The following is a 20,297-nucleotide window of genomic DNA, read 5'->3' as shown; positions in this document are numbered from 1 at the left end:
CCGCAGGCGTCCCGGCCACGGCCGGGGCCGCCCCGCGGGCAGCGAACGCACCGAACGCAGAAAGCGAGCAGACCGACAGCCATGGCTGAGGCCCAGAATCTCCCGGCGGGCTCCACCACCGCCGGCTCCATCGCGGTGGCCGCCGAGTCCACCGTCGCCACGCGCATGAGCGCCCCTCCGTCCTTCGACGTCGCGGACTTCCCCGTCCCGCACGGCCGTGAGGAGGAGTGGCGGTTCACGCCGCTGGAGCGCTTGCGTGGGCTGCACGACGGCACCGCGGTCGCCACCGGCGACGGTGTACGCGTCGAGGTGGAGGCGCCCGAGGGCGTCACCGTCGAGACCGTCGGCCGCGACGACGAGCGGCTCGGCAAGGCCGGCACCCCGGTGGACCGGATCGCCGCCCAGGCGTACTCCGCGTTCGAGAAGGCCTCGGTCGTCACCGTGCCCAAGGAGACCGTGCTCACCGAGCCGGTCCGCATCTCCGTGCACGGCCAGGGCGGCACCGCCTTCGGCCACCAGGTGATCGAGCTCGGCGCGTTCGCCGAGGCGGTCGTGGTCATCGACCACACCGGTGACGCGGTGCTCGCCGCCAACGTCGACTACCTCCTCGGCGACGGCGCCAAGCTCACCGTCGTGTCCATCCAGGACTGGGACGACAGCGCGGTCCACGTGGGCCAGCACAACGCGCTGATCGGCCGGGACGCCCACTTCAAGTCGGTCGTCGTCACCTTCGGCGGTGACCTGGTCCGCCTGCACCCGCGCGTGACGTACGCCGCCACCGGCGGCGAGGCCGAGCTGTTCGGCCTGTACTTCACCGAGCAGGGCCAGCACCAGGAGCACCGGCTCTTCGTCGACCACAACGCCCCGCACTGCAAGTCGAACGTCGCCTACAAGGGCGCGCTCCAGGGCGACGGCGCGCACGCCGTGTGGATCGGTGACGTCCTCATCCGCGCCGCGGCCGAGGGCACCGACACGTACGAGATGAACCGCAACCTGGTGCTCACGGACGGCGCCCGCGTCGACTCCGTACCCAACCTGGAGATCGAGACCGGCGAGATCGCCGGCGCCGGTCACGCCTCCGCCACCGGCCGCTTCGACGACGAGCAGCTCTTCTACCTGATGGCTCGCGGTATCCCGGAGATCGAGGCCCGCCGCCTGGTCGTCCGTGGCTTCTTCGCCGAGCTCGTCCAGCAGATCGGTCTGCCGGACGTCGAGGAGCGCCTCATCACCAAGATCGAGGCCGAGCTGGAGGCGTCGCTCTGATGCCCTTCGTCCGAGCCTGTGGGCTGAGCGAGCTGGAGGAGGACACCCCGAAGCGGGTGGACATCGACGGCACGCCCATCTCCATCGTCCACACCGAGGGCGAGGTGTTCGCGATCCACGACATCTGCTCGCACGCGAACGTCTCACTCTCGGAGGGCGAGGTGGAGGACTGCCAGATCGAGTGCTGGCTGCACGGGTCGGCCTTCGACCTCCGTACCGGCAAGCCGTCCGGCCTTCCCGCGACGCGCCCCGTCCCCGTATACCCCGTCAAGATCGAAGGGGACGATGTGCTCGTCTCCGTCACCCAGGAGTCCTGAGTCACCCATGGCAACGCTTGAAATCCGCGACCTGCACGTCTCCGTCGAGGCCGACAACGCCACGAAGGAGATCCTCAAGGGCGTCGACCTGACCGTGAAGCAGGGCGAGACCCACGCCATCATGGGCCCCAACGGCTCCGGCAAGTCGACCCTCGCGTACTCGCTGGCCGGTCACCCCAAGTACACGATCACCAGCGGCACCGTCACCCTCGACGGCGAGGACGTCCTCGCGATGTCCGTCGACGAGCGCGCCCGCGCCGGCCTGTTCCTCGCCATGCAGTACCCGGTCGAGGTCCCCGGTGTCTCGGTGAGCAACTTCCTGCGCACCTCCGCCACCGCCATCCGCGGCGAGGCCCCCAAGCTGCGTACCTGGGTGAAGGAGGTCAAGGAGGCCATGGAGCGCCTCAACATGGACCCGTCCTTCGCCGAGCGCAACGTCAACGAGGGCTTCTCCGGCGGTGAGAAGAAGCGCCACGAGATCCTCCAGCTGGAGCTCCTCAAGCCGAAGATCGCGATCCTGGACGAGACCGACTCCGGCCTGGACGTCGACGCGCTGCGCATCGTCTCCGAGGGCGTCAACCGCGTCCGCGAGTCCGGCGAGGTCGGCACCATGCTGATCACGCACTACACGCGCATCCTGCGCTACATCAAGCCGGACCACGTCCACGTCTTCTCCGCCGGCCGCATTGTCGAGTCGGGCGGCCCCGAGCTCGCCGACAAGCTGGAGAACGAGGGCTACGAGTCCTACACCAAGGGCGGCCCCGTGAGCGGAGCGAACTCAGAGGAGGACGTCGCGTGACGCAGCTGCCGGGCCTCCTCGACACCGAGGCGATCCGCAAGGACTTCCCGATCCTCGACCGCGTACTCCACGACGGCAAGAGGCTCGTGTACCTGGACAACGCGGCGACCTCGCAGACGCCGCGCCAGGTCATCGACGTGCTCAGTGAGTACTACGAACAGCACAACGCCAATGTGCACCGCGGCGTGCATGTGCTGGCCGAGGAGGCCACGGCGCTGTACGAGGGCGCCCGCGACAAGGTCGCGGCCTTCATCAACGCGCCGAGCCGCGACGAGGTGATCTTCACCAAGAACGCCTCGGAGTCGCTCAACCTCGTCGCCAACATGCTGGGCTGGGCCGACGAGCCCTACCGGGTCGACCGCGACACCGAGATCGTCATCACCGAGATGGAGCACCACTCCAACATCGTTCCGTGGCAGCTGCTGTCGCAGCGCACCGGCGCGAAGCTGAAGTGGTTCGGCCTGACCGACGACGGCCGTCTCGACCTGTCGAACATCGAGGAGGTCATCACCGAGAAGACGAAGATCGTCTCCTTTGTGCTGGTCTCCAACATCCTCGGCACGCTCAACCCGGTCGAGGCGATAGTGCGCCGCGCCCAGGAGGTCGGCGCGCTGGTGCTGATCGACGCGTCGCAGGCCGCCCCGCACATGGTGCTGGACGTGCAGGCCCTCCAGGCCGACTTCGTGGCCTTCACCGGCCACAAGATGTGCGGCCCGACCGGCATCGGCGTGCTGTGGGGCCGCCAGGAGCTGCTGGAGGACCTCCCGCCGTTCCTCGGCGGCGGCGAGATGATCGAGACCGTGTCGATGAACTCCTCGACGTACGCCCCGGCCCCGCACAAGTTCGAGGCGGGCACGCCCCCGATCGCGCAGGCCGTCGGCCTCGGCGCGGCCGTGGACTACCTGTCCTCGATCGGCATGGAGAACATCGCGCGCCACGAGCACGCGATCACCGAGTACGCGGTCCGCCGCCTCCAGGAGGTTCCGGACCTGCGGATCATCGGCCCGGTGACGGCCGAGGACCGCGGGGCGGCGATCTCCTTCGTACTCGGCGACATCCACCCGCACGACGTGGGCCAGGTCCTCGACGAGCAGGGCATCGCGGTCCGGGTCGGCCACCACTGCGCGCGGCCGGTCTGCCTCCGGTACGGAATTCCTGCGACCACGCGGGCGTCGTTCTATCTGTACTCCACGCCCGCCGAGGTCGACGCCCTGGTCGAGGGGCTGGAGCACGTCCGTAACTTCTTCGGATGAGGGGCTGACGACGCGTGAAGCTGGATTCGATGTACCAGGACGTCATCCTGGACCACTACAAGCACCCGCACGGGCGGGGCTTGCGGGACGGTGACGCCGAGGTGCACCACGTCAACCCGACGTGCGGCGACGAGATCACCCTGCGCGTGAAGTACGACGGAACGCGGATCGCGGACGTGTCGTACGAGGGCCAGGGCTGCTCGATCAGCCAGGCATCCGCCTCCGTGCTGAATGAACTCCTGGTCGGCAAGGAACTCGCCGAGGCGCAGAAGATCCAGGGCACCTTCCTGGAACTGATGCAGTCCAAGGGCAGGATCGAGCCCGACGACGCGATGGAGGAGGTGCTGGAGGACGCGGTCGCGTTCGCTGGTGTCTCGAAGTACCCGGCCCGGGTGAAGTGCGCCCTGCTGAGCTGGATGGCCTGGAAGGACGCGACGGCCCAGGCGATGGGTGAGGGCGCGGAGAGGAAGACGGCATGAGCGAGAACGAGACGGCCCAGATGAAGCCGGCGTCCGAGGAGGAGGTCCGCGAGGCGCTGTATGACGTCGTGGACCCCGAGCTCGGTATCGACGTCGTCAACCTCGGCCTCATCTACGGCATCCACATCGACGACTCGAACGTCGCGACCCTGGACATGACGCTGACGTCGGCGGCATGCCCGCTGACCGATGTGATCGAGGACCAGGCGAAGGCCGCGACGGACGGCATCGTCAGCGAGCTGAAGATCAACTGGGTCTGGATGCCGCCGTGGGGCCCGGACAAGATCACCGACGACGGCCGCGAGCAACTGCGCGCGCTCGGCTTCAACGTCTGAGGTCGCTCGGCGATCGGCGGCGACGGCCATGCCCTCCCCAAGCTTTCGAGCAGGGGGAGGGCATGGCCGTTTCTCATGCGGAGCCCTTTACGGGGTCTGCGGGGTGTACGGGGTGACGGGCGGGTCCGTCGGCGTCACCGCCGCCGCCTCGGCGAGTGACACGGCCAGGTTCTCCTTGCGGATGCGCTGGTCCACGTACAGCAGGCCCGTGACGAGCTGGGAGAACACGGCCGCGATGATCTGCCCGATCATCTGGGCCACCACGGCGAACGCCGCGATGGTGACGATCACCGCGATGGTCTCGCTGTTCGGCTCGCCATCGCCCGATCCTCCTGAGACGAACGGGCCCACGAACGAGAACGGCAGCTGAAGCAGGTAGTTCGCCATCCCGACGATCAGAGCGGCGAGCAGCGAGATGCCGAAGATCCGCCACCAGCTGCCGCGCACCAGCTCGGCCGAGCGTGCCAGGGCGGCGAAGGTGCCCTTGCCCTCGAACACGGCGACGGCCGGTGCGAAGGTGAACCGCACCCAGAGCCAGATGGCCACCGGACCGGTGGCCAACAGGCCAAGGACGGCGAGCAGCAGCAGCCATCCCGGCCCGCCGGGACCGTCGAGCGCCAGCGTCATGATCCAGGCGAACAGGGCGATGAAGGACATCACCATCAACAGGGTGGGGACCGCCGCGATCAGTGTGAGGAGCAGCAGACTGCCGATGACCGAGCCGACGCGCGCCCACGCGCGGCGCCAGACGGTTCCCATGGTCGTGGGACGCCCCAGGACAGCGTCCTGGAGGACGGCCGGGCAGCTCGCGTAGACCACGGCGTTGGCGATCTGGAGGACGAGGGTGCCGAAGAGGTAGACGCCGACGAAGGCCAGGATCAGGGGCATCAGCCAGTCGACGCCGCGGCTCCAGTCGTCCCCGGACAAGGCTTCGCCGGACCAGTCCTCGCCGGGCCGGTCGAGCATGCCGTGGACGCTGTCCTTGAAGGACACGTACGCCAGGGCGAGTACCCCGCCGAAGAAGAGCGCCGCCACCGCGTAGACGGCGGCCGCGATGCCGAGGAGCTGCTTCCCGTAGCGGCCGATGGTGGCGACGGCGCCGCCGATGATGTCACCGACGCTCAGCGGCGCCAGCGGGATCACCCCCGGTTTGGGCGGCGGCGGGGACGGCGACCAGCCGTACATGCCCGGCGGTGGCGGCGCCGGCTGTTCCCACCCCATGTGTTGCGTCATGCGTCCTCGTACTTCCGTGTACCTCGGTGTGGATGTTCCCCCTGACGTGCACACGCTATCGGCCGGGAGGTGTACGCCCGTACCCACACCGACGCCGTACCCACGCCGACGCCGTACCTCGCCGGCCTCCGGCGCCCGGCACCTGAGACCGGTTCGCCCGGCGTGGGGGCGGGCGGTTAGGTTTCAGGCATGACTTCTGCACCTCGTACCACCGGCGCCGTCGCCGCCGGCCTTGCCACCATCGCCGGCGACGGCACCGTTCTCGACACCTGGTTCCCGGCCCCCGAGCTCACCGCCGAGCCGGGCCCCGCCGGGACCGAGCGCCTCACCGCCGACCAGGCCGCGAACCTGGTCGGCGAAGGCGCCGCCAAGGCCATCGGCGTCGATGCCCGCCGGGGCGTCGAGGTCGTCGCCGTACGCACGGTCATCGCCTCCCTCGACGACAAGCCGCTCGACGCGCACGACGCCTACCTGCGCCTGCACCTGCTCAGCCACCGGCTGGTCAAGCCGCACGGGCAGAACCTCGACGGGATCTTCGGGCTGCTCGCCAACGTCGCGTGGACGAGCCTCGGGCCCGTGGCCGTCGACGACATCGAGAAGGTCCGGCTGAACGCCCGCGCCGAGGGCCTGCACCTCCAGGTGACCTCGATCGACAAGTTCCCGCGCATGACGGACTACGTCGCGCCCAAGGGCGTACGGATCGCGGACGCCGACCGCGTGCGGCTCGGCGCGCACCTCGCCGCCGGCACCACCGTCATGCACGAGGGCTTCGTGAACTTCAACGCCGGCACGCTCGGCACCTCGATGGTCGAGGGCCGCATCTCCGCGGGTGTCGTCATCGGTGACGGGTCCGACATCGGCGGCGGCGCCTCCACGATGGGCACCCTCTCCGGCGGCGGCAACGTCATCATCTCCGTCGGCGAGCGCTGCCTGATCGGCGCCGAGGCGGGCGTCGGCATCGCGCTCGGCGACGAGTGCGTCGTCGAGGCCGGCCTCTACATCACCGCCGGTACGCGCGTCACGATGCCCGACGGCCAGATCGTCAAGGCCCGTGAGCTGTCCGGCGCGTCGAACATTCTCTTCCGCCGCAACTCGGTCACCGGCACCGTCGAGGCGCGCCCGAACAACGCGGTGTGGGGCGGCCTCAACGACATCCTCCACAGCCACAACTGATTCGTGTGATCGTGCGTAACCTTTCCGCCAGTCGGGTGGATAAGCAGGTCGGCGTAGATCACATCAATCGGCAAGGCGAGGGACGGCTCATATGAACACCCGCAGGCTCATCGTTCCAGGTGTACTGGCGCTGGCGGCCACGTTCTCGTCCGGCGTGGCCCACGCCGACGAGGCCCACGCCCGCTCGGACAGCGGGCACCAGGTGACGCTGGTGTCGATCGGCCAGATCGACGACCCCATGGAGGACGTGCTGGAGCACGTCGCCCTCCTCGGTCACAACGAGGTCGTCGGCTCCTGAACCAGTTCCTCGTACGCCGCTCGCAGCCCGTCGACCGCATCCCGGTCGGCGGGCTGCAGCGGTTCCCGGACCGGGCCCGCGTCCAGCACCGCCCGCAGCCGGCGGGGCGCCACATTGGCGACCGTACTCGCGGGTGCCCGGCCAGCCGCAGCACCGTCTCCGGCTCGATGCGCGTGCAGTGTGGTGCGCCGCGGGCGTAGGTCTACTTAGTTCTGCTTGTGGCGCTGAGTGAGCGTTGCTGAACAATAAGAGGGTTCCGGAGCGCTACGGGCGGGTACCCGGAGCTTCCCGTACGAGATGGGAGGCGATGTGCTGTGGCCGGAGAACCGTCGGTCGGCGAGCTGGTGAAGCAGGCGTCGGAACAGCTCTCCGACCTGGTGAAGACCGAGATGCGCACCGCGCAGGCCGAGATGGTGCAGAAGGGCAAACGCGCGGGCAAGGGTGGCGGGATGCTGGGAGCCGCCGCCGCTGTCGGTTATGTAGGGCTGATCGGGGTGTGGGCGACCGTGGCGGCGCTGCTGGACCTGGCGCTCGACGTCTGGGCCGCGGTTCTGATCGCGACCGCGCTGTTCCTGGTGGTGGCCGGGGTACTGGCCCTCCTGGGCCGCGCGCAGCTGAAACGCGCGGTGCCGGCGAAGCCCGAGCGGGCGATCGACGGCGTGCGATCGGACGTCCACGAGATCAAGGAGAGGGTCCACCGATGACACGGGAGACGCCGCAGACACCGGGACCTGATGAGCTCCGCCGCGAGGCGGCCCGGAAACGGCAGGAGCTCGGCGACACGATCGAGCAGCTCATGGCGAAGGCCGACGTGAAGTCACGCGCCGTCCACCTCGTACACGACAAGACCCCGGAGCCCGTACGCCGCCACCCGGGCCCGGTGCTCGCGGCCGCCGCCGCGGTGATCGTCGCGGGCGTGGTGCTCTGGCAGCTGCGGCGTACCGGAAAGTGGGGGTGACGGAGTGACGGCTCCGAAGAACACGAGCAAGAAGAAGCGGAAGAAGCAGAAACTGCTGTACCGGCCGGTCGGCCTGGCCCTCGGCATGCTCAGTGGCGCAGTGGCGAGCGCCGCGTTCTCGCGCGCGTGGGCGGCGATCGGCAGCGGTGACGCGCCGGACGCCATGGACGAGGAGCGCGAGTGGAAGGAGATCCTGCTCGCGGCGGCCATACAGGGCGCGATCTTCGCCGTGGTCAAGGCCGCGGTGGACCGCGGCGGCGCCGTGGGCATCCGCCGCCTGACGGGCACCTGGCCGGGCTGAACGGCCGGACGACGAAAGTCCGCCGAGCCGGACGCCGGCCGGCAGCGGGCCTGGGTGGGCCGGGTCTTCGAGGCGCTTCAGACGACCCGGCCCCCACCCGCACCCCGGCAGCAATGGTGGCGGCGTCAAGCGCTACGCGCCCGCGCTGAGGATCGGCGCGGGCGCGTAGCGAGAGCCGTAGCGGGAGCCCGGCGAGGTGGCGCCCAGCGCGTGCTTCACGGGCGGAAGCGCAGCACCTGCGGGTCGTGGTCGCTGTTCTGCTCCGCGAACTCCGCGTTGATGTGCACGCTGTCGTAGGTGAAGTGGCGGATGGAGGGGCTGGTCAGGATCTGGTCCAGGACCTGGCTGTTGCCCTGGTAGACGTACGAGTAGCGCTCGGCGCGCGGCAGCGACATGACCGCCGGGCAGAGCGCGCCACCGTCCGTCAGCGCCTTCGTCGTCAGCGAGAACTCGAAGTCGTTGATGTCGCCGAGGACGAGCACGTCGGCGGTGCGCTGCGCGGCCAGGATCTCCTTGACGAACGTGTTCACCGCCCGCGCCTGCTGGAGGCGCTGCACCTCGGAGGAACGGTTCGGCGGCTGGCGGTGGGAGAGGAGCGACTCGTCGCCGCCCTTGGAGCCGAAGTGGTTCGCGATCAGGAAGACCGTACGGCCACGGAAGGTGAACTCACCGGCCAGCGGCTTGCGGCTGTTCTCCCAGGCGGTGTTCGCCGGGTCGATCCGGCCGGGGGAGTGGGTCAGGGCGGCCCGGCCCCTCTCCCGTACGACCCCGGTCGCGGTCGTCGCGTCGCCGCCCGCGCGGTCCGTGAACGACACCCGCTCGGGGTTGAACAGGAACACCTGGCGGATGTTGCCGCCCGGCTGGCCGCCGTCCTCGTTGTTGACGGGGTCGATGCCGCGCCACTCGTACGCCGGGCCGCCCGCCGCGACGATCGCGTCCGTGAACCTCTTCATCGTCTGGCCGGCGGCGACCGTACCGTCGTTCTTCGCGCCGTTGTCGTCCTGGATTTCCTCCAGGGCCACGATGTCGGGCGAGGCCAGGTTCTCGACGACGGCCTTCGCGAGCGCGTCGAACTTCGGCTGCGGGTCGGTGGGGTCGAGGTTCTCGACGTTGTACGTGGCCACCGCCAGCTCGCCGGCACGCTGCTTGTCGGTCGTCTCCCGCTCCAGGCCCCGGTCGGCGACCGTGCCGAGCGCATGGGCGGTGAGGGTGTAGCCGCCGAACTGGTTGAAGTCCAGCGGGCCTTCGGTCGTGCCGGTCAGCCAGTCGCCCACGTTCGCCTTCGGGAACGGCTGCTGGGCCTTCGGGGTCAGCGACTGGATCTGGAGGCGGCCGGTGTTCTGGGAGGTGTACGAGCCGTAGACAGTGCCGCCGCGCGCGCTGGGGTTCTCGTACGGCTTCACCGTCACCCACAGCGCGGAGTACGGGTCGGTGGCGCCGACGACGCGCGAGGAGCCGATGCGGACGTTGGTGCCCTCCAGGGACTCGTAGTAGTCCAGGGCGTACGAAGCGGGCTTCAGCGGCAGGCCGTTGATGGAGCCGCCGGCCGCCGGGTCGCCCTCGGGCGCGTACACCGAGGGGACCGCGTGGGCGGTGATGGTGGTGGGCTCGGGGATCGGGTTGCCGGAGGAGGTGACGGTGACAGTGGGGCGGGTGATCTGGGTGAGCGACTGGTTGCCGGAGGACGCGCCACCCGGGATGTACTCGGTGACCGTGCCGGAGACGGTCACCGCGTCGCCGGCGGCCACGGTCGGGACGGAGCCGGTGTGGATGAACACGCCCTCGCTGGTGGCCGGGTTGTCGTCGGCCCGCGTCTCCTGCATCCAAAAGCCCCGCGAGCCGTACGTCCGTACGCCGGTGACGATGCCGGGGACGCCGCTGACCTGCTTCCCGGCCAGCGGGGATATCCGGGTGGTGCCCTGGATGTCGTGGATGCTTATCGCCTCGGCGGCGGTGGCCGGGCCCCCGGTGAGCAGGCCGGCGGCCACAGCGGTGGCGATGACGGCCGAGACGGCGGCGGTTCGCGACGTGGTTCTCGGCAGGGTGGAAGACATCACTGGGCTCCGATGGGTGGTGGGAGGTGAGGGTGAGGGCGCTGCCGTGCGGGTGCCCGCAGCTTCTACGCGCGTCAATCTCTTGGTTCGACACCGGACTTGTCAAGGGCTCGCGGGTGTACGTGCTTTGACCGGTACATGAACTGCGGGGCAGGCGCCCGAATGCGTCTACGCTGGGGGCCGCCCGACCCCACGTACGTCCCGAGGAGAGACCGCTGATGTCGTCGGACCGCCCCACCCTGCCGCCGGTACGGCTGCCCTCGGACGCGGAGCTGGCGCGCGACGCGCTCGCCGCCCCGCTGCTGGCCAGGGCCGTCCGGCTCGCCCGCTGGGCGGGGCCGGACACCCGGGTCGGCGCCGGCGGCGAACTGGTCGAGGAGCAGCTGCCGGCCGCCGCCGAGGCGCTGGGGCTCGCCGCGGACGACGACGGCGAGGCGTACGCGAGCGAGGCGTGGCGGGTCGCCGTGGACACCGGCCTGGTGGTGGTCGAGGACCCGCAGGACGGCGAAGCCGGCGAGGACGGCGAGGACGCTGAGGCCGGCGGGGCGTCGGGGGACGGCGGGGCTTCCGGGACAGGTGCCGTCACGGCGGGCGCGCCGCTCGCGCTGGTCACCGGCGGCGCGCCGCAGGACGTCCTGGCGCTGTGGCTGGACGCCCTGGAGACGGCGTTCGCCGACGCGACCGCGCCGCTGCTGGAGGACTTCGCGGACCTCCTCGGCGAGGACGGCGACCTCGACCTGGAGTCGCTGGACTGGGACCCGCAGCGCGAGGCCGACTTCCTCGACGGCGTGCTCGGCAACCTGTACCTGCTCACGGTCGCGGACGGCGGCCCGGGCGACGGGCCGGTGCCGCTCCCGGCGCTCGCCGCGTCGATGATCGTCCCCGACGACATGGGGGAACCGACCGACGACATCCTGGAGCGGGTGTCGGAGGCGATGATGCGGCTGGACGACCAGTTCCGGGTGCTGGAGCCGACCGGGCTGGTCGAGTACCAGCCGGTGGACGAGGCGCTGATGGTGGAGGAGGGCGACGAGTCCCCGGCGTCGGCGGGCGACGACTCGGCGGGCGGCGCCTCTGTGGGCGGCGCCTCCGTGGGCGACGACGAGGACGTCACGCGGTACGGGATGGTCAGGCTGACCCCGCTGGGTCTGTACGGCGTCCGGGCGCGGATGCTGGAGGCCGGCATGGACGCGCCGGCGGTCGGCGACCTGGCCGACAAGGGCGCGGACGTGCTGCTCGACGGGGTCGCCCGCTTCCCGGAGGCGTCGGCGCGCGCGGAGACGCTGGCGTGGCTGGCCCGCCGTGAACCGCTGCCGGCGGCGCGCGAACTGCTCGCGGCGGCGAAGGGCACGGACGCGGGCTCGCCGCTGCGGCGGCTCCACTGCCAGCAGGCGCTGTCCCTGGTCGGCGCGGAGGCGGAACCGGCGGTACGGGACGTGCTGGACGACCCGGAGCTGGGCGGGCTGGCGCGGGTCTGGCTCGCGGAGCGCGGCGCCGCGGACGTACCGGCGCCGCCGGAGCCGATGATCTTCTGGCTGGCCATCGACACGATCGCCGCGCAGCTGGACGCGGCCGGGGGCGGGGGCCTGGACGAGCTCCAGGACCTGGTGGAGGGGCTGACGGGCCAGCACAGCGGCTTCTTCGACGCGGCGTGGCGCGTGGACCACCCGGCGACGCCGGAGGTCCTGGAGGCGATGGGCCGCCTGCATCGCGACAAGCGGGTGGCCAAGGAAGCCCGCAAGGCCGCGTTCAAGGCCCGCTCGCGGACGGCCGACTGACGGGCGGCCAGGCGCGGGCGGCCCGCTCCGTCCACGCGTACAAGCCGCCGTTCGGCACAACGACGAGGCGGCCCAGGACTGGCTGGACCGCCTCGTGGCCGAGGGCCGGTGCGTCGAGGACGTCCACGCGGCGTGACGCCGTCACGGCCGCCCGGGGCGTTACAGCGCCTGGGCGGCCGGCTTGACCATGCCGCGGACCGTGCGCGACTTCACGAACTCGCCCATCGCGGTCATGTCCCACTCGCCGGAGAACTGCTTGATGAGTTTGGCCATCATGACGCCGGTCTGCGGCTCGGCGGAGGTCAGGTCGAAGCGGACCAGCTCCTCGCCGGTCGCGGCGTCCATCAGCCGGCAGTACGCCTTGGCGACCTCGGTGAACTTCTGCCCGGAGAAGGAGTTGACCGTGAAGACCAGGCCGGTGACGTCGGCGGGCAGCCGGCCCAGGTCGACCACGATCACCTCGTCGTCACCCGCGCCCTCGCCCGTCAGGTTGTCGCCGGAGTGCTTGATGGCGCCGTTGAGGATGCTCAGCTTGCCGAAGTAGCAACTGTCCAGGTGGTTGCGCTGGGGGCCGTAGGCGATGACGGAGGCGTCGAGGTCGATGTCCTTGCCCCGGAACGCCGGCTCCCAGCCGAGGCCCATCTTGACCTGGGACAGCAGGGGGCGGCCGCCCTTGACGAGGGAGACGGTCTGGTTCTTCTGGAGGCTGACGCGGCCCTTGTCCAGGTTGATCTTCCCGCTGGTGGCGGGCGGCGCGGCCGGAGCGGCCGGGGGCGCGGCCGGGGCCTGCGGGGCGGCGGGCGGCCGCGCGGCGGCGGGGGTGGCGGCTGCCGGGGGCTGCGGCGCGGCGGCAGCCGGTTCCTCGTCCACCGAGACGCCGAAGTCGGTCGCGATGCCGGCCAGCCCGTTGGCGTACCCCTGGCCCACCGCGCGCGCCTTCCACACGCCGCCCCGCAGATAGATCTCGACCACGACCAGCGCGGTCTCGTCCCCGAGCCGGGGCGGGGTGAAGGTGGCCAGTACGCCGCCGGTGCCGGCGTCGCGGATGGTGGCGGTCGGTTCGATGCCCTGGAACGTCTGTCCCGCGGCGTCGGGGCTCGCGGTCACGACGATCTTCTCGATGCCGGGCGGGACGGCGGCCGTGTCCACGATGATCGCGTCCGGCGCGCTCCCGCCTCCGGACCGGTAGGTCACGCCGGGACCGGCCGGCTGGTTGTAGAAGATGAAGTCGTCGTCGGAGCGCACCTTGCCGTCGGCGGTGAGCAGCAGGCCCGATACGTCGAGCCGCACGGGCGCGGCGACGTCCACCGCCACCCGGGTGGCGGTGAGAGGGATGTTCGAGCCGGGGGTCATAGCTGTCATGCCAGGGGTAACGAGCGAGTCCGCTTTGCCGTTCCCTTACCTGCCGGCACTGCGGCCACTGTAGTGAACGGTCAGTGCGGCCACTGGGGCGGGTTGGTGGTGAAATGTCCGCCCAGGCAGGCGTGCGCGGGGTTGGCGTCGTCCAGCTCGCCCTGCTCGGCGATGAGCTTCTCGGCGTACTGCTCGGAGTCATCCTGCGGCTCGTAGCCGAGCGCCCGGGCGGTCGAGAGGTCCCACCACAGGCGGGTGTTGGCGGACGAGCCGTAGACCACGGTGTGCTTGACGTCCGGGGCCGTGAGGGCGGCGTGGAAGAGGCGGGCGGCGTCGCCGGGGCTCATCCAGACGGACAGCATCCGTACGGAGGTGGGCTCCATGAAGCAGGAGCCGATGCGTACGGAGACGGTTTCGAGGCCGTGCAGGTCCCAGTAGAGCTGGGCGAGGTCCTCGCCGAAGCACTTGGACAGGCCGTAGAAGGTGTCGGGGCGGTGCGGTGTGTCGATGGGGATGAGGGGGTCGCCCTCGCGCGGGCGGGGGGTGAAGCCGACCGCGTGGTTGCTGGAGGCGAAGACGATCCGGCGCACGCCCTCCTCGCGGGCGGCCTCGTACAGGTGGTACGTCCCTTCGATGTTGGCGCGCAGGATCTTCTCGAAGGGGGCTTCCAGGGAGATGCCCGCCAGGTGGATGATCGCGTCGACGCCCCGTACGGCCTCCCGTACCGCCTCCTTGTCGGCGAGGTCGCCGGCGATCGCGTCCCGCTCGCCCTCGATGGGAGTCAGGTCGAAGAGGCGGAGCTCGTATCCGTACGCGGGCAGCAGTCCCCGCATCAGGGTGCCGAGGCCGCCGGCGGCGCCGGTGAGCAGGACGGTGCGGGGAGCGGGCATGGGCGGGTCTCCTCGGTAGAAGCGCGGCCGGTCACCTGCGTGAGCAGCATTCACAAGCCTGGACACGCTAAAGAGGCGCCCGGAACACCGTCAAGTGTCGCGGGGCGCGGGTCAACTCCGCGCCCGCGTTGAGGTTTTCCGTCAAGTGTCGCCTTGACCGGCGCAAGGGGGCTGCCCTAGCGTGGCGGCGTTCAGAAATGTAGACGATAGTCAGATTCGTGCACGTTGCCTGTCCAGGGAGCGCCCGTGACCCCAGCCCCGCTCGCCGGCCGACTCGACGGCCTGCTCTTCTTCCCCGTCACCGCGTACGGACCGGACGGCGCGCTCGACCTCACGGTGTTCCGCGCGCATGTGCGCGCCGGGGTGGAGGCCGGTGCCGGGGCGGTCTTCGCCTGCTGTGGCACGGGTGAGTTCCACGCCCTCACCCCCGAGGAGTTCCGCGCCTGCGTCGCCGCCGCCGTCGAGGAGACCGCCGGGCGGGTGCCGGTGATCGCGGGCGCCGGATACGGCACGGCCCTCGCGATCCAGTACGCGAAGCTCGCCGAGGAGGCGGGCGCCGACGGGCTGCTCGCCATGCCGCCCTACCTCGTCGTCGCCGACCAGGAGGGCCTGCTGCGCCACTACACCGCCCTCGCCGGGGCGACCGGCCTGGAGGTGATCGTCTACCAGCGCGACAACGCCGTCTTCGCCCCCGGGACCGTCGCGCGGCTCGCCCGCGTCGAGGGAGTGATCGGGCTCAAGGACGGGTACGGCGACCTGGACCTGATGCAGCGCATCGTCAGCGCCGTACGCGCCGAAGGGCTCGACCTGCTGTACTTCAACGGACTGCCCACCGCCGAACTGACCGGCCTCGCCTACCGGGGCATCGGCGTCACGCTCTACTCCTCCGCCGTCTTCTGCTTCGCCCCCGACCTCGCCCTCGCCTTCCACCGGGCGCTGAACGGCGGCGACGAGGCGACCGTGAACCGGCTCATCGACGGCTTCTACCGGCCGCTGGTCGAACTGCGCGCCAAGGGCCGGGGATACGCGGTCTCGCTCGTCAAGGCGGCCGTGCGGCTGGGCGGACTGGACGTCGGCGAGGTCCGCCCGCCGCTCAGCGAACCCGCGCCCGCCCACATCGATGAACTCGCCGAGATCATCGAACGCGGCCGGGCCCTGGTGGGGAGCGGCGCGTGAAGACCGCCACCTTCGTCTACCCCTGGGACGTCATCGGAGACCCGGACGCCCCCGCCCGGATCGCGGACCTCGGCGTGCGGCAGGTCACCCTCGCCGCCGCGTACCACTCCACCCGCGCCCTGACGCCGCGTCACCCGCGCCACCGCGTGGTCACCGCCGAGTACGCGGCCGTCCTCTACCCGCCCGACCCCGCCCGCTGGGCGGGCCGTGAACCGCGGCCGTACGCGGCGGGCCGGTGGGCGCCCGGCGACGCGTACGGGGAGGCCACCGAGGCACTGGAGGCCGCCGGACTCGACGTACACAGCTGGGTCGTCCTCGCGCACAGCTCCCGCCTGGGTGCCGAGCACCCCGGCACGTCGGTGGTCAACGCGTACGGCGACCGCTACCCGTGGGCGCCGTGCGTCGCGCAGAGCGCCGTACGGGACTACCTCACCGATCTGGCCGCCGAGGCGGCGGTGCGTCCCGCGGCGCGCGGCACGGAGCTGGAGTCGTGCGGCTGGTACGGCATGGCGCACCTGCACGCCCACGACAAGACCGGCGGCGTCGCCCTCGGGGACGCCGCGCAGTACCTGATGTCCCTGTGCTTCTGCGCCACTTGCCGTGACGGGTACGCCGGGGAGGGCCTGGACCCCGACGAGCTGGGCGCCACCGTGCGCCGCGCCCTGGAGCCCGTGTGGGCGTCGGGCGGATCACCAGAAGCCGGGTGGCCCGCCGTCGAGAAGCTCCTGGGCGCCGGTGCCGCCGCGGCCACCCTCGCCTGGCGCACCCGGGCCGCCCGCACCCTCCAGGAGGCGGCCATCGCGGCGGTACGGGCGGCCGCCCCCGCGGGCTTCCGGATCCTGCTGCACGCCGACCCCGCCCCGTACCGCACGGGCGCCAACCCCGGCGTGGACCCCGCGCACATCCTGTCCGTCGCGGACGGCGTCGTCCTGCCCTGCACGGGCGGCGGCGCGGAGACGGTGCTGCCGCCGTTCGCCGCGCACGCGCGCGTGGACACCGTTCTCGCGGCCAACTTCACGGTGGTGACCGGCATGGGCGGCTCCCCGGCCACCCTCGCCGCCGACGCGGCCCGCGCCCGCGAGCTGGGCGCCACCGAACTGCGCCTGTACCACGCGGGCCTGGCCTCCACCCCGGACCTCGCGGCGGTCACCAAGGCCCTGCGGGCCCTGCGCTGACGCGGCGCCGCGCGCCCCAACATCCCGTGTCCCCGCCCCTGTGGAGGCCCGGCCGATCCGGTCGGGCCTTTTTTGTCAGAAGCGTTGACGAATCCATGCCACCGCCCTAACTTCATCGCGTCGTACTTCGTACGTCATATATGAGACGCGATACGTGAGATATGAGAGCAGTCGCCCGTATGGCCTTCGCCGCCCCCACCCCGATCCCCTCCCGCACGCAGTACGTGCTGGAAGCGATCAAACACGCCATCCTCACCGGGCAGTTCGCCCCCGGCAAAGCGCTGGTGGAGGCCGAACTGGCCGCGCAGTACGGAGTGTCCAAGACGCCCGTACGGGAAGCCCTGAAGACCCTCGCCGGAACCGGACTCGTCGTCATGAGCCAGTACAAGGGCGTCACCGTCCGCACCGTCGACGCGGCCATGGCCCGCGAGGTGTACGACGTACGGCTGCTCCTCGAACCCGAGGCGCTGCGCCGCACCATCACCCGCCGCGCGTCCCTGGAGGCCGCCGGGCAGGCGCTCATCGACGCCGACAGCGCCGCCGACCAGGCCGAACGCTCCCTCGCCAACCGGGAGTTCCACCGCGCCCTGTACCTGCCGTGCGGCAACCCGCTGCTGGCCAGGATGCTCGACGAGGTGCGCGAGCAGGCCGCGCTCGTGTCGACCGTCGCCTGGAGCACCGACCCCTCCTGGCAGCGCGAGGCCGACGAGCACCGGCAGATCCTCGGCCTGGCGCTGGCCGGGGACGCCGAGGGCGCCGCGAGCGCCCTGCACGACCACATCGCCTCCTTCGTCCAGCGGGCCTTCCCCGACGGCGAGGACCACTCATGAGGGAAAGGGACAGCCGCATGGACCACGCGTCGTCGAGGGCGGCACTGGCGGACGTCGTCGCGATCCCCGTGACGCCCTTCGACGCCGGGGGCGGCGTCGAGCGCGACACCTACCGCGCGCTGCTGCGCAGGCTGCTCGACGGCGGCGTGCGGGCGCTCACCCCCAACGGCAACACCGGCGAGTTCTACACCCTCACCCCCGAGGAGCGCCGCCTGGTCACCGAGCTGACCATCGAGGAGGCCGGCGAGCGCGCCGCCGTCCTCGTCGGCGTCGGGCACGACGTGCCCACCGCGACGGCCGCCGCCCGCCACGCGCGCGAGGCGGGCGCCGGCATGGTCATGGTCCACCAGCCCGTGCACCCGTACGTCTCGCGCGACGGCTGGATCGACTACCACCGCGAGATCGCCGACGCCGTCCCCGAGCTGGGCGTCGTGCCCTACATCCGCAACCCGCTCCTCGACGGCGCCACCATCGCCCGGCTCGGCGAGCTGTGCCCCAACGTCATCGGCGTGAAGTACGCCGTGCCCGACGCCGCCCGCTTCGGCGCCGTCGCCCGGGACGCCGGCATCGACCGGTTCGTGTGGGTCGCCGGACTCGCCGAGCTGTACGCGCCCTCCTACTGGGCCATGGGCGCGACCGGCTTCACCTCCGGTCTGGTCAACGTCGCACCGGCCGTCTCGCTCGCCATGCTGGAGGCGCTGCGCACCGCCGACTACCCGGCCGCCGCCAAGGTCTGGGAACAGATCCGCCCCTTCGAGGACCTGCGCGCCGCCGACCAGTCCGCCAACAACGTCACCGTCGTCAAGGAGGCCCTCCAGGCCCTCGGCCTGTGCCGCCGTGACGTGCGCCCGCCGAGCCGCCCGCTGCCCGAAGCGAGCCGCGCGGAGATCGCCGAGATGGTCGGGGGCTGGAGCATATGAACCCCGAACAGCTCCGCAGCCACCAGTGGTACGGGACGGACGGGCTCCGCTCGTTCAGCCACCGGGCCCGTACCCGGCAGCTCGGCTACCTGCCCGAGGAGCACCTCGGCAAGCCGGTCATCGCCATCCTCAACACCTGGTCCGACATCAACCCCTGCCACGTCCACCTGCGCGACCGCGCCCAGGCCGTGAAGCGGGGCGTGTGGCAGGCCGGGGGCTTCCCGCTCGAATTCCCGGTCTCCACCCTCTCCGAGACGTTCCAGAAGCCCACCCCCATGCTGTACCGCAACATGCTGGCGATGGAGACGGAGGAACTGCTCCGGTCCTATCCGGTGGACGGCGCGGTGCTGATGGGCGGCTGCGACAAGTCCACGCCCGCACTGCTCATGGGTGCCGCCACGGTCGACCTGCCCACCGTCTTCGTACCGGCCGGGCCGATGCTGCCGGGCCACTGGCGGGGCGAAGTCCTGGGCTCCGGCACGGACATGTGGAAATACTGGGACGACAAGCGGGCCGGGCTCATCGGCGACTGCGAGATGGCCGAACTGGAGAGCGGGCTCGCCCGCTCGCCCGGCCACTGCATGACCATGGGCACCGCCTCCACGCTGACGGCCGCCGCCGAGGCACTGGGCGTCACCATGCCGGGGGCCTCCTCCATCCCGGCCGTCGACTCCGGCCACGACCGGATGGCCGCCGCCTCCGGGATGCGGATCGTCGACCTCGTACGCCAGGACCTGAAGCTGTCGCGGATCCTCACCCCGGAGGCGTACGAGGACGCCGTGACGACCGTCCTCGGGCTGGGCGGCTCCACCAACGCGGTGATCCACCTGATCGCCATGGCCGGCCGCTCCGGCGTCACGCTCACCCTGGACGACTTCGACCGGATCGCGCGGACCGTGCCCGTGCTCGCCAACCTCCGCCCCGGCGGGCGCCACCTCATGGAGGACTTCCACTTCGCCGGCGGACTGCCCGGGTTCCTGTCGCGGATCACCGATCTGCTCCACCTGGACCGGCCGACCGTCGCGCACCCCACGATGCGCGAACAGCTCGACGGCGCGCTGGTGCACGACGACGACGTGATCCGGCCGCGCGACAACCCGCTCGCCCGGGAGGGCGGGGTCGCGGTCCTGCGCGGCAACCTCTGCCCCGACGGCGCCGTCATCAAGCACATCGCGGCCGAACCCCACCTGCTCAAGCACACCGGACCCGCCGTCGTCTTCGACGACTACCGGACCATGCAGCGCACCATCAACGACCCGGACCTCGGCATCACCCGCGACCATGTGCTCGTGCTGCGGGGCGCCGGCCCCAAGGGCGGTCCCGGCATGCCCGAGTACGGGATGCTGCCCATCCCCGACCACCTGCTCAAGCAGGGCGTGCGGGACATGGTGCGGATCTCCGACGCCCGGATGAGCGGCACCAGTTACGGCGCGTGCGTCCTGCACATCGCACCCGAGTCGTACGTGGGCGGGCCCCTGGCCCTGGTCCGCACCGGTGACCCCATCACCCTCGACGTCCAGGCGCGCACGCTCCACCTCGACGTGCCCGAGGCGGAGCTTGCGCGGCGCCGGGCCGAGTGGACGCCGCCCCCGCCCCGGTACGGGCGCGGCTACGGCGCCCTCTACAGCGAGCAGATCACCCAGGCCGACACCGGCTGCGACTTCGCGTTCCTGGCCCGAAAAGGCGAGGTGCCGGACCCCTACGCGGGCTGA

The 20,297-nt window shown here is 71.4% G+C and carries 21 protein-coding genes and 1 pseudogene; 17 read left to right on the top strand and 5 right to left on the bottom strand.

Annotation, left to right across the window (positions count from 1 at the left end):
* Positions 1 to 81: 81 nt before the first annotated feature.
* From sufD to QWM81_RS13910, 6 genes are read left to right on the top strand one after another with little or no spacing between them, the layout of a single operon-like run.
* Positions 82 to 1,263, top strand: a complete 1,182-nt coding sequence (gene sufD, locus QWM81_RS13935; protein ID WP_290112192.1) for a Fe-S cluster assembly protein SufD — start codon at positions 82 to 84, stop codon at positions 1,261 to 1,263.
* Positions 1,263 to 1,580, top strand: a complete 318-nt coding sequence (locus QWM81_RS13930; protein WP_290112191.1) for a bifunctional 3-phenylpropionate/cinnamic acid dioxygenase ferredoxin subunit — start codon at positions 1,263 to 1,265, stop codon at positions 1,578 to 1,580. The genes sufD and QWM81_RS13930 overlap by 1 nt, the downstream gene beginning before the upstream one ends.
* A 7-nt stretch (positions 1,581 to 1,587) precedes the next feature.
* Positions 1,588 to 2,379 (top strand): Fe-S cluster assembly ATPase SufC, encoded by a 792-nt coding sequence (gene sufC, locus QWM81_RS13925; protein WP_290112190.1) that lies wholly within the window; start codon positions 1,588 to 1,590, stop codon positions 2,377 to 2,379.
* Positions 2,376 to 3,632, top strand: coding sequence for a cysteine desulfurase (locus QWM81_RS13920; protein ID WP_290112189.1), 1,257 nt, complete (start codon positions 2,376 to 2,378; stop codon positions 3,630 to 3,632). Before sufC ends, QWM81_RS13920 begins: the two co-directional genes overlap by 4 nt.
* 14 nt (positions 3,633 to 3,646) lie before the next feature.
* Complete coding sequence (gene sufU, locus QWM81_RS13915; protein WP_290112188.1) at positions 3,647 to 4,111, top strand: Fe-S cluster assembly sulfur transfer protein SufU; 465 nt, start codon at positions 3,647 to 3,649, stop codon at positions 4,109 to 4,111.
* The gene (locus tag QWM81_RS13910; RefSeq protein ID WP_290112187.1) at positions 4,108 to 4,446 is read left to right on the top strand and encodes a metal-sulfur cluster assembly factor; all 339 of its coding nucleotides are present in this window, start codon (positions 4,108 to 4,110) and stop codon (positions 4,444 to 4,446) included. Before sufU ends, QWM81_RS13910 begins: the two co-directional genes overlap by 4 nt.
* Positions 4,447 to 4,533: 87 nt before the next feature.
* Here the strand turns inward: QWM81_RS13910 and QWM81_RS13905 are convergent, their stop codons facing one another.
* Positions 4,534 to 5,679, bottom strand: a complete 1,146-nt coding sequence (locus QWM81_RS13905) for a DUF7847 domain-containing protein (RefSeq protein ID WP_290112186.1) — start codon at positions 5,677 to 5,679, stop codon at positions 4,534 to 4,536.
* 189 nt (positions 5,680 to 5,868) lie between these two features.
* On the opposite strand from QWM81_RS13905, the gene dapD reads away from it, so the two are divergent.
* Both dapD and QWM81_RS13895 read left to right on the top strand, forming a co-directional pair.
* Complete coding sequence (dapD, locus tag QWM81_RS13900) at positions 5,869 to 6,852, top strand: 2,3,4,5-tetrahydropyridine-2,6-dicarboxylate N-succinyltransferase (protein WP_290112185.1); 984 nt, start codon at positions 5,869 to 5,871, stop codon at positions 6,850 to 6,852.
* A 91-nt stretch (positions 6,853 to 6,943) separates the two neighbouring features.
* The gene (locus QWM81_RS13895; protein WP_290112184.1) at positions 6,944 to 7,150 is read left to right on the top strand and encodes a hypothetical protein; all 207 of its coding nucleotides are present in this window, start codon (positions 6,944 to 6,946) and stop codon (positions 7,148 to 7,150) included.
* On the opposite strand, the pseudogene QWM81_RS13890 reads toward QWM81_RS13895, so the two are convergent.
* Positions 7,126 to 7,302: pseudogene (locus QWM81_RS13890) on the bottom strand (4-hydroxy-tetrahydrodipicolinate synthase); the annotation flags it as partial. The gene QWM81_RS13895 and the pseudogene QWM81_RS13890 overlap by 25 nt on opposite strands.
* A 162-nt stretch (positions 7,303 to 7,464) precedes the next feature.
* Between QWM81_RS13890 and QWM81_RS13885 the strand changes: the two are divergent.
* Genes QWM81_RS13885 through QWM81_RS13875 form a run of 3 tightly spaced genes read left to right on the top strand, consistent with a single transcriptional unit; the run spans position 7,465 to position 8,409 of the window.
* Positions 7,465 to 7,854, top strand: coding sequence for a phage holin family protein (locus QWM81_RS13885; RefSeq protein WP_290112183.1), 390 nt, complete (start codon positions 7,465 to 7,467; stop codon positions 7,852 to 7,854).
* Positions 7,851 to 8,108 (top strand): DUF3618 domain-containing protein, encoded by a 258-nt coding sequence (locus QWM81_RS13880; protein WP_290112182.1) that lies wholly within the window; start codon positions 7,851 to 7,853, stop codon positions 8,106 to 8,108. The genes QWM81_RS13885 and QWM81_RS13880 overlap by 4 nt, the downstream gene beginning before the upstream one ends.
* Positions 8,109 to 8,112: 4 nt before the next feature.
* Entirely contained in the window at positions 8,113 to 8,409 is a 297-nt protein-coding gene (locus QWM81_RS13875) for a DUF4235 domain-containing protein (protein ID WP_290112181.1), read from the top strand.
* 215 nt (positions 8,410 to 8,624) lie between these two features.
* Here the strand turns inward: QWM81_RS13875 and QWM81_RS13870 are convergent, their stop codons facing one another.
* Positions 8,625 to 10,463 carry a DUF8508 domain-containing protein gene (locus QWM81_RS13870; protein WP_290112180.1) on the bottom strand — a complete coding sequence of 613 codons (1,839 nt, stop codon included), beginning with the start codon at positions 10,461 to 10,463 and terminating at the stop codon, positions 8,625 to 8,627.
* A gap of 218 nt (positions 10,464 to 10,681) precedes the next feature.
* Between QWM81_RS13870 and QWM81_RS13865 the strand changes: the two genes are divergently transcribed.
* The gene (locus tag QWM81_RS13865) at positions 10,682 to 12,241 is read left to right on the top strand and encodes a hypothetical protein (protein ID WP_290112179.1); all 1,560 of its coding nucleotides are present in this window, start codon (positions 10,682 to 10,684) and stop codon (positions 12,239 to 12,241) included.
* Positions 12,242 to 12,400: 159 nt separating this feature from the next.
* On the opposite strand, the gene QWM81_RS13860 is transcribed toward QWM81_RS13865, so the two are convergent.
* Both QWM81_RS13860 and QWM81_RS13855 read right to left on the bottom strand, forming a co-directional pair.
* The gene (locus tag QWM81_RS13860) at positions 12,401 to 13,603 is read right to left on the bottom strand and encodes a TerD family protein (RefSeq protein ID WP_290112178.1); all 1,203 of its coding nucleotides are present in this window, start codon (positions 13,601 to 13,603) and stop codon (positions 12,401 to 12,403) included.
* Positions 13,604 to 13,674: 71 nt separating this feature from the next.
* Entirely contained in the window at positions 13,675 to 14,484 is an 810-nt protein-coding gene (locus QWM81_RS13855) for an NAD-dependent epimerase/dehydratase family protein (protein ID WP_290112177.1), read from the bottom strand.
* Positions 14,485 to 14,730: 246 nt separating this feature from the next.
* On the opposite strand from QWM81_RS13855, the gene QWM81_RS13850 reads away from it, so the two are divergent.
* The 5 genes from QWM81_RS13850 to araD all read left to right on the top strand — a co-directional run bounded on the left by QWM81_RS13850 (position 14,731) and on the right by araD (position 20,297).
* Positions 14,731 to 15,660 carry a 5-dehydro-4-deoxyglucarate dehydratase gene (locus QWM81_RS13850; RefSeq protein WP_290112176.1) on the top strand — a complete coding sequence of 310 codons (930 nt, stop codon included), beginning with the start codon at positions 14,731 to 14,733 and terminating at the stop codon, positions 15,658 to 15,660.
* Positions 15,657 to 16,835: a hypothetical protein gene (locus QWM81_RS13845; RefSeq protein WP_290112175.1), complete on the top strand. Its 1,179-nt coding sequence runs from the start codon at positions 15,657 to 15,659 to the stop codon at positions 16,833 to 16,835. Before QWM81_RS13850 ends, QWM81_RS13845 begins: the two co-directional genes overlap by 4 nt.
* 161 nt (positions 16,836 to 16,996) lie before the next feature.
* Entirely contained in the window at positions 16,997 to 17,665 is a 669-nt protein-coding gene (locus QWM81_RS13840; protein WP_435372364.1) for a GntR family transcriptional regulator, read from the top strand.
* Positions 17,662 to 18,585, top strand: a complete 924-nt coding sequence (locus QWM81_RS13835) for a dihydrodipicolinate synthase family protein (RefSeq protein ID WP_290112173.1) — start codon at positions 17,662 to 17,664, stop codon at positions 18,583 to 18,585. Before QWM81_RS13840 ends, QWM81_RS13835 begins: the two co-directional genes overlap by 4 nt.
* Entirely contained in the window at positions 18,582 to 20,297 is a 1,716-nt protein-coding gene (gene araD / locus QWM81_RS13830; protein ID WP_290112171.1) for an L-arabinonate dehydratase, read from the top strand. Before QWM81_RS13835 ends, araD begins: the two co-directional genes overlap by 4 nt.

Origin of the sequence: Streptomyces ficellus, from assembly GCF_030406405.1 — a bacterium.
Classification (GTDB): domain Bacteria; phylum Actinomycetota; class Actinomycetes; order Streptomycetales; family Streptomycetaceae; genus Streptomyces; species Streptomyces ficellus_B.
Note: the sequence above shows the minus strand (reverse complement) of the source record. Positions and strands in the feature narration are given on the sequence as shown.

Excerpts from the sequence above, each read along its gene's own strand:
- QWM81_RS13840 (WP_435372364.1), top strand. The coding sequence starts at position 16,997 with ATGAGAGCAGTCGCCCGTATGGCCTTCGCCGCCCCCACCCCGATCCCC.
- sufD (WP_290112192.1), top strand. The coding sequence starts at position 82 with ATGGCTGAGGCCCAGAATCTCCCGGCGGGCTCCACCACCGCCGGCTCC.
- QWM81_RS13860 (WP_290112178.1), bottom strand. The coding sequence starts at position 13,603 with ATGACAGCTATGACCCCCGGCTCGAACATCCCTCTCACCGCCACCCGG.
- dapD (WP_290112185.1), top strand. The coding sequence starts at position 5,869 with ATGACTTCTGCACCTCGTACCACCGGCGCCGTCGCCGCCGGCCTTGCC.
- sufC (WP_290112190.1), top strand. The coding sequence starts at position 1,588 with ATGGCAACGCTTGAAATCCGCGACCTGCACGTCTCCGTCGAGGCCGAC.
- QWM81_RS13905 (WP_290112186.1), bottom strand. The coding sequence starts at position 5,679 with ATGACGCAACACATGGGGTGGGAACAGCCGGCGCCGCCACCGCCGGGC.
- QWM81_RS13865 (WP_290112179.1), top strand. The coding sequence starts at position 10,682 with ATGTCGTCGGACCGCCCCACCCTGCCGCCGGTACGGCTGCCCTCGGAC.
- QWM81_RS13910 (WP_290112187.1), top strand. The coding sequence starts at position 4,108 with ATGAGCGAGAACGAGACGGCCCAGATGAAGCCGGCGTCCGAGGAGGAG.
- araD (WP_290112171.1), top strand. The coding sequence starts at position 18,582 with ATGAACCCCGAACAGCTCCGCAGCCACCAGTGGTACGGGACGGACGGG.
- QWM81_RS13870 (WP_290112180.1), bottom strand. The coding sequence starts at position 10,463 with ATGTCTTCCACCCTGCCGAGAACCACGTCGCGAACCGCCGCCGTCTCG.
- QWM81_RS13880 (WP_290112182.1), top strand. The coding sequence starts at position 7,851 with ATGACACGGGAGACGCCGCAGACACCGGGACCTGATGAGCTCCGCCGC.
- QWM81_RS13895 (WP_290112184.1), top strand. The coding sequence starts at position 6,944 with ATGAACACCCGCAGGCTCATCGTTCCAGGTGTACTGGCGCTGGCGGCC.
- QWM81_RS13855 (WP_290112177.1), bottom strand. The coding sequence starts at position 14,484 with ATGCCCGCTCCCCGCACCGTCCTGCTCACCGGCGCCGCCGGCGGCCTC.
- QWM81_RS13835 (WP_290112173.1), top strand. The coding sequence starts at position 17,662 with ATGAGGGAAAGGGACAGCCGCATGGACCACGCGTCGTCGAGGGCGGCA.
- QWM81_RS13930 (WP_290112191.1), top strand. The coding sequence starts at position 1,263 with ATGCCCTTCGTCCGAGCCTGTGGGCTGAGCGAGCTGGAGGAGGACACC.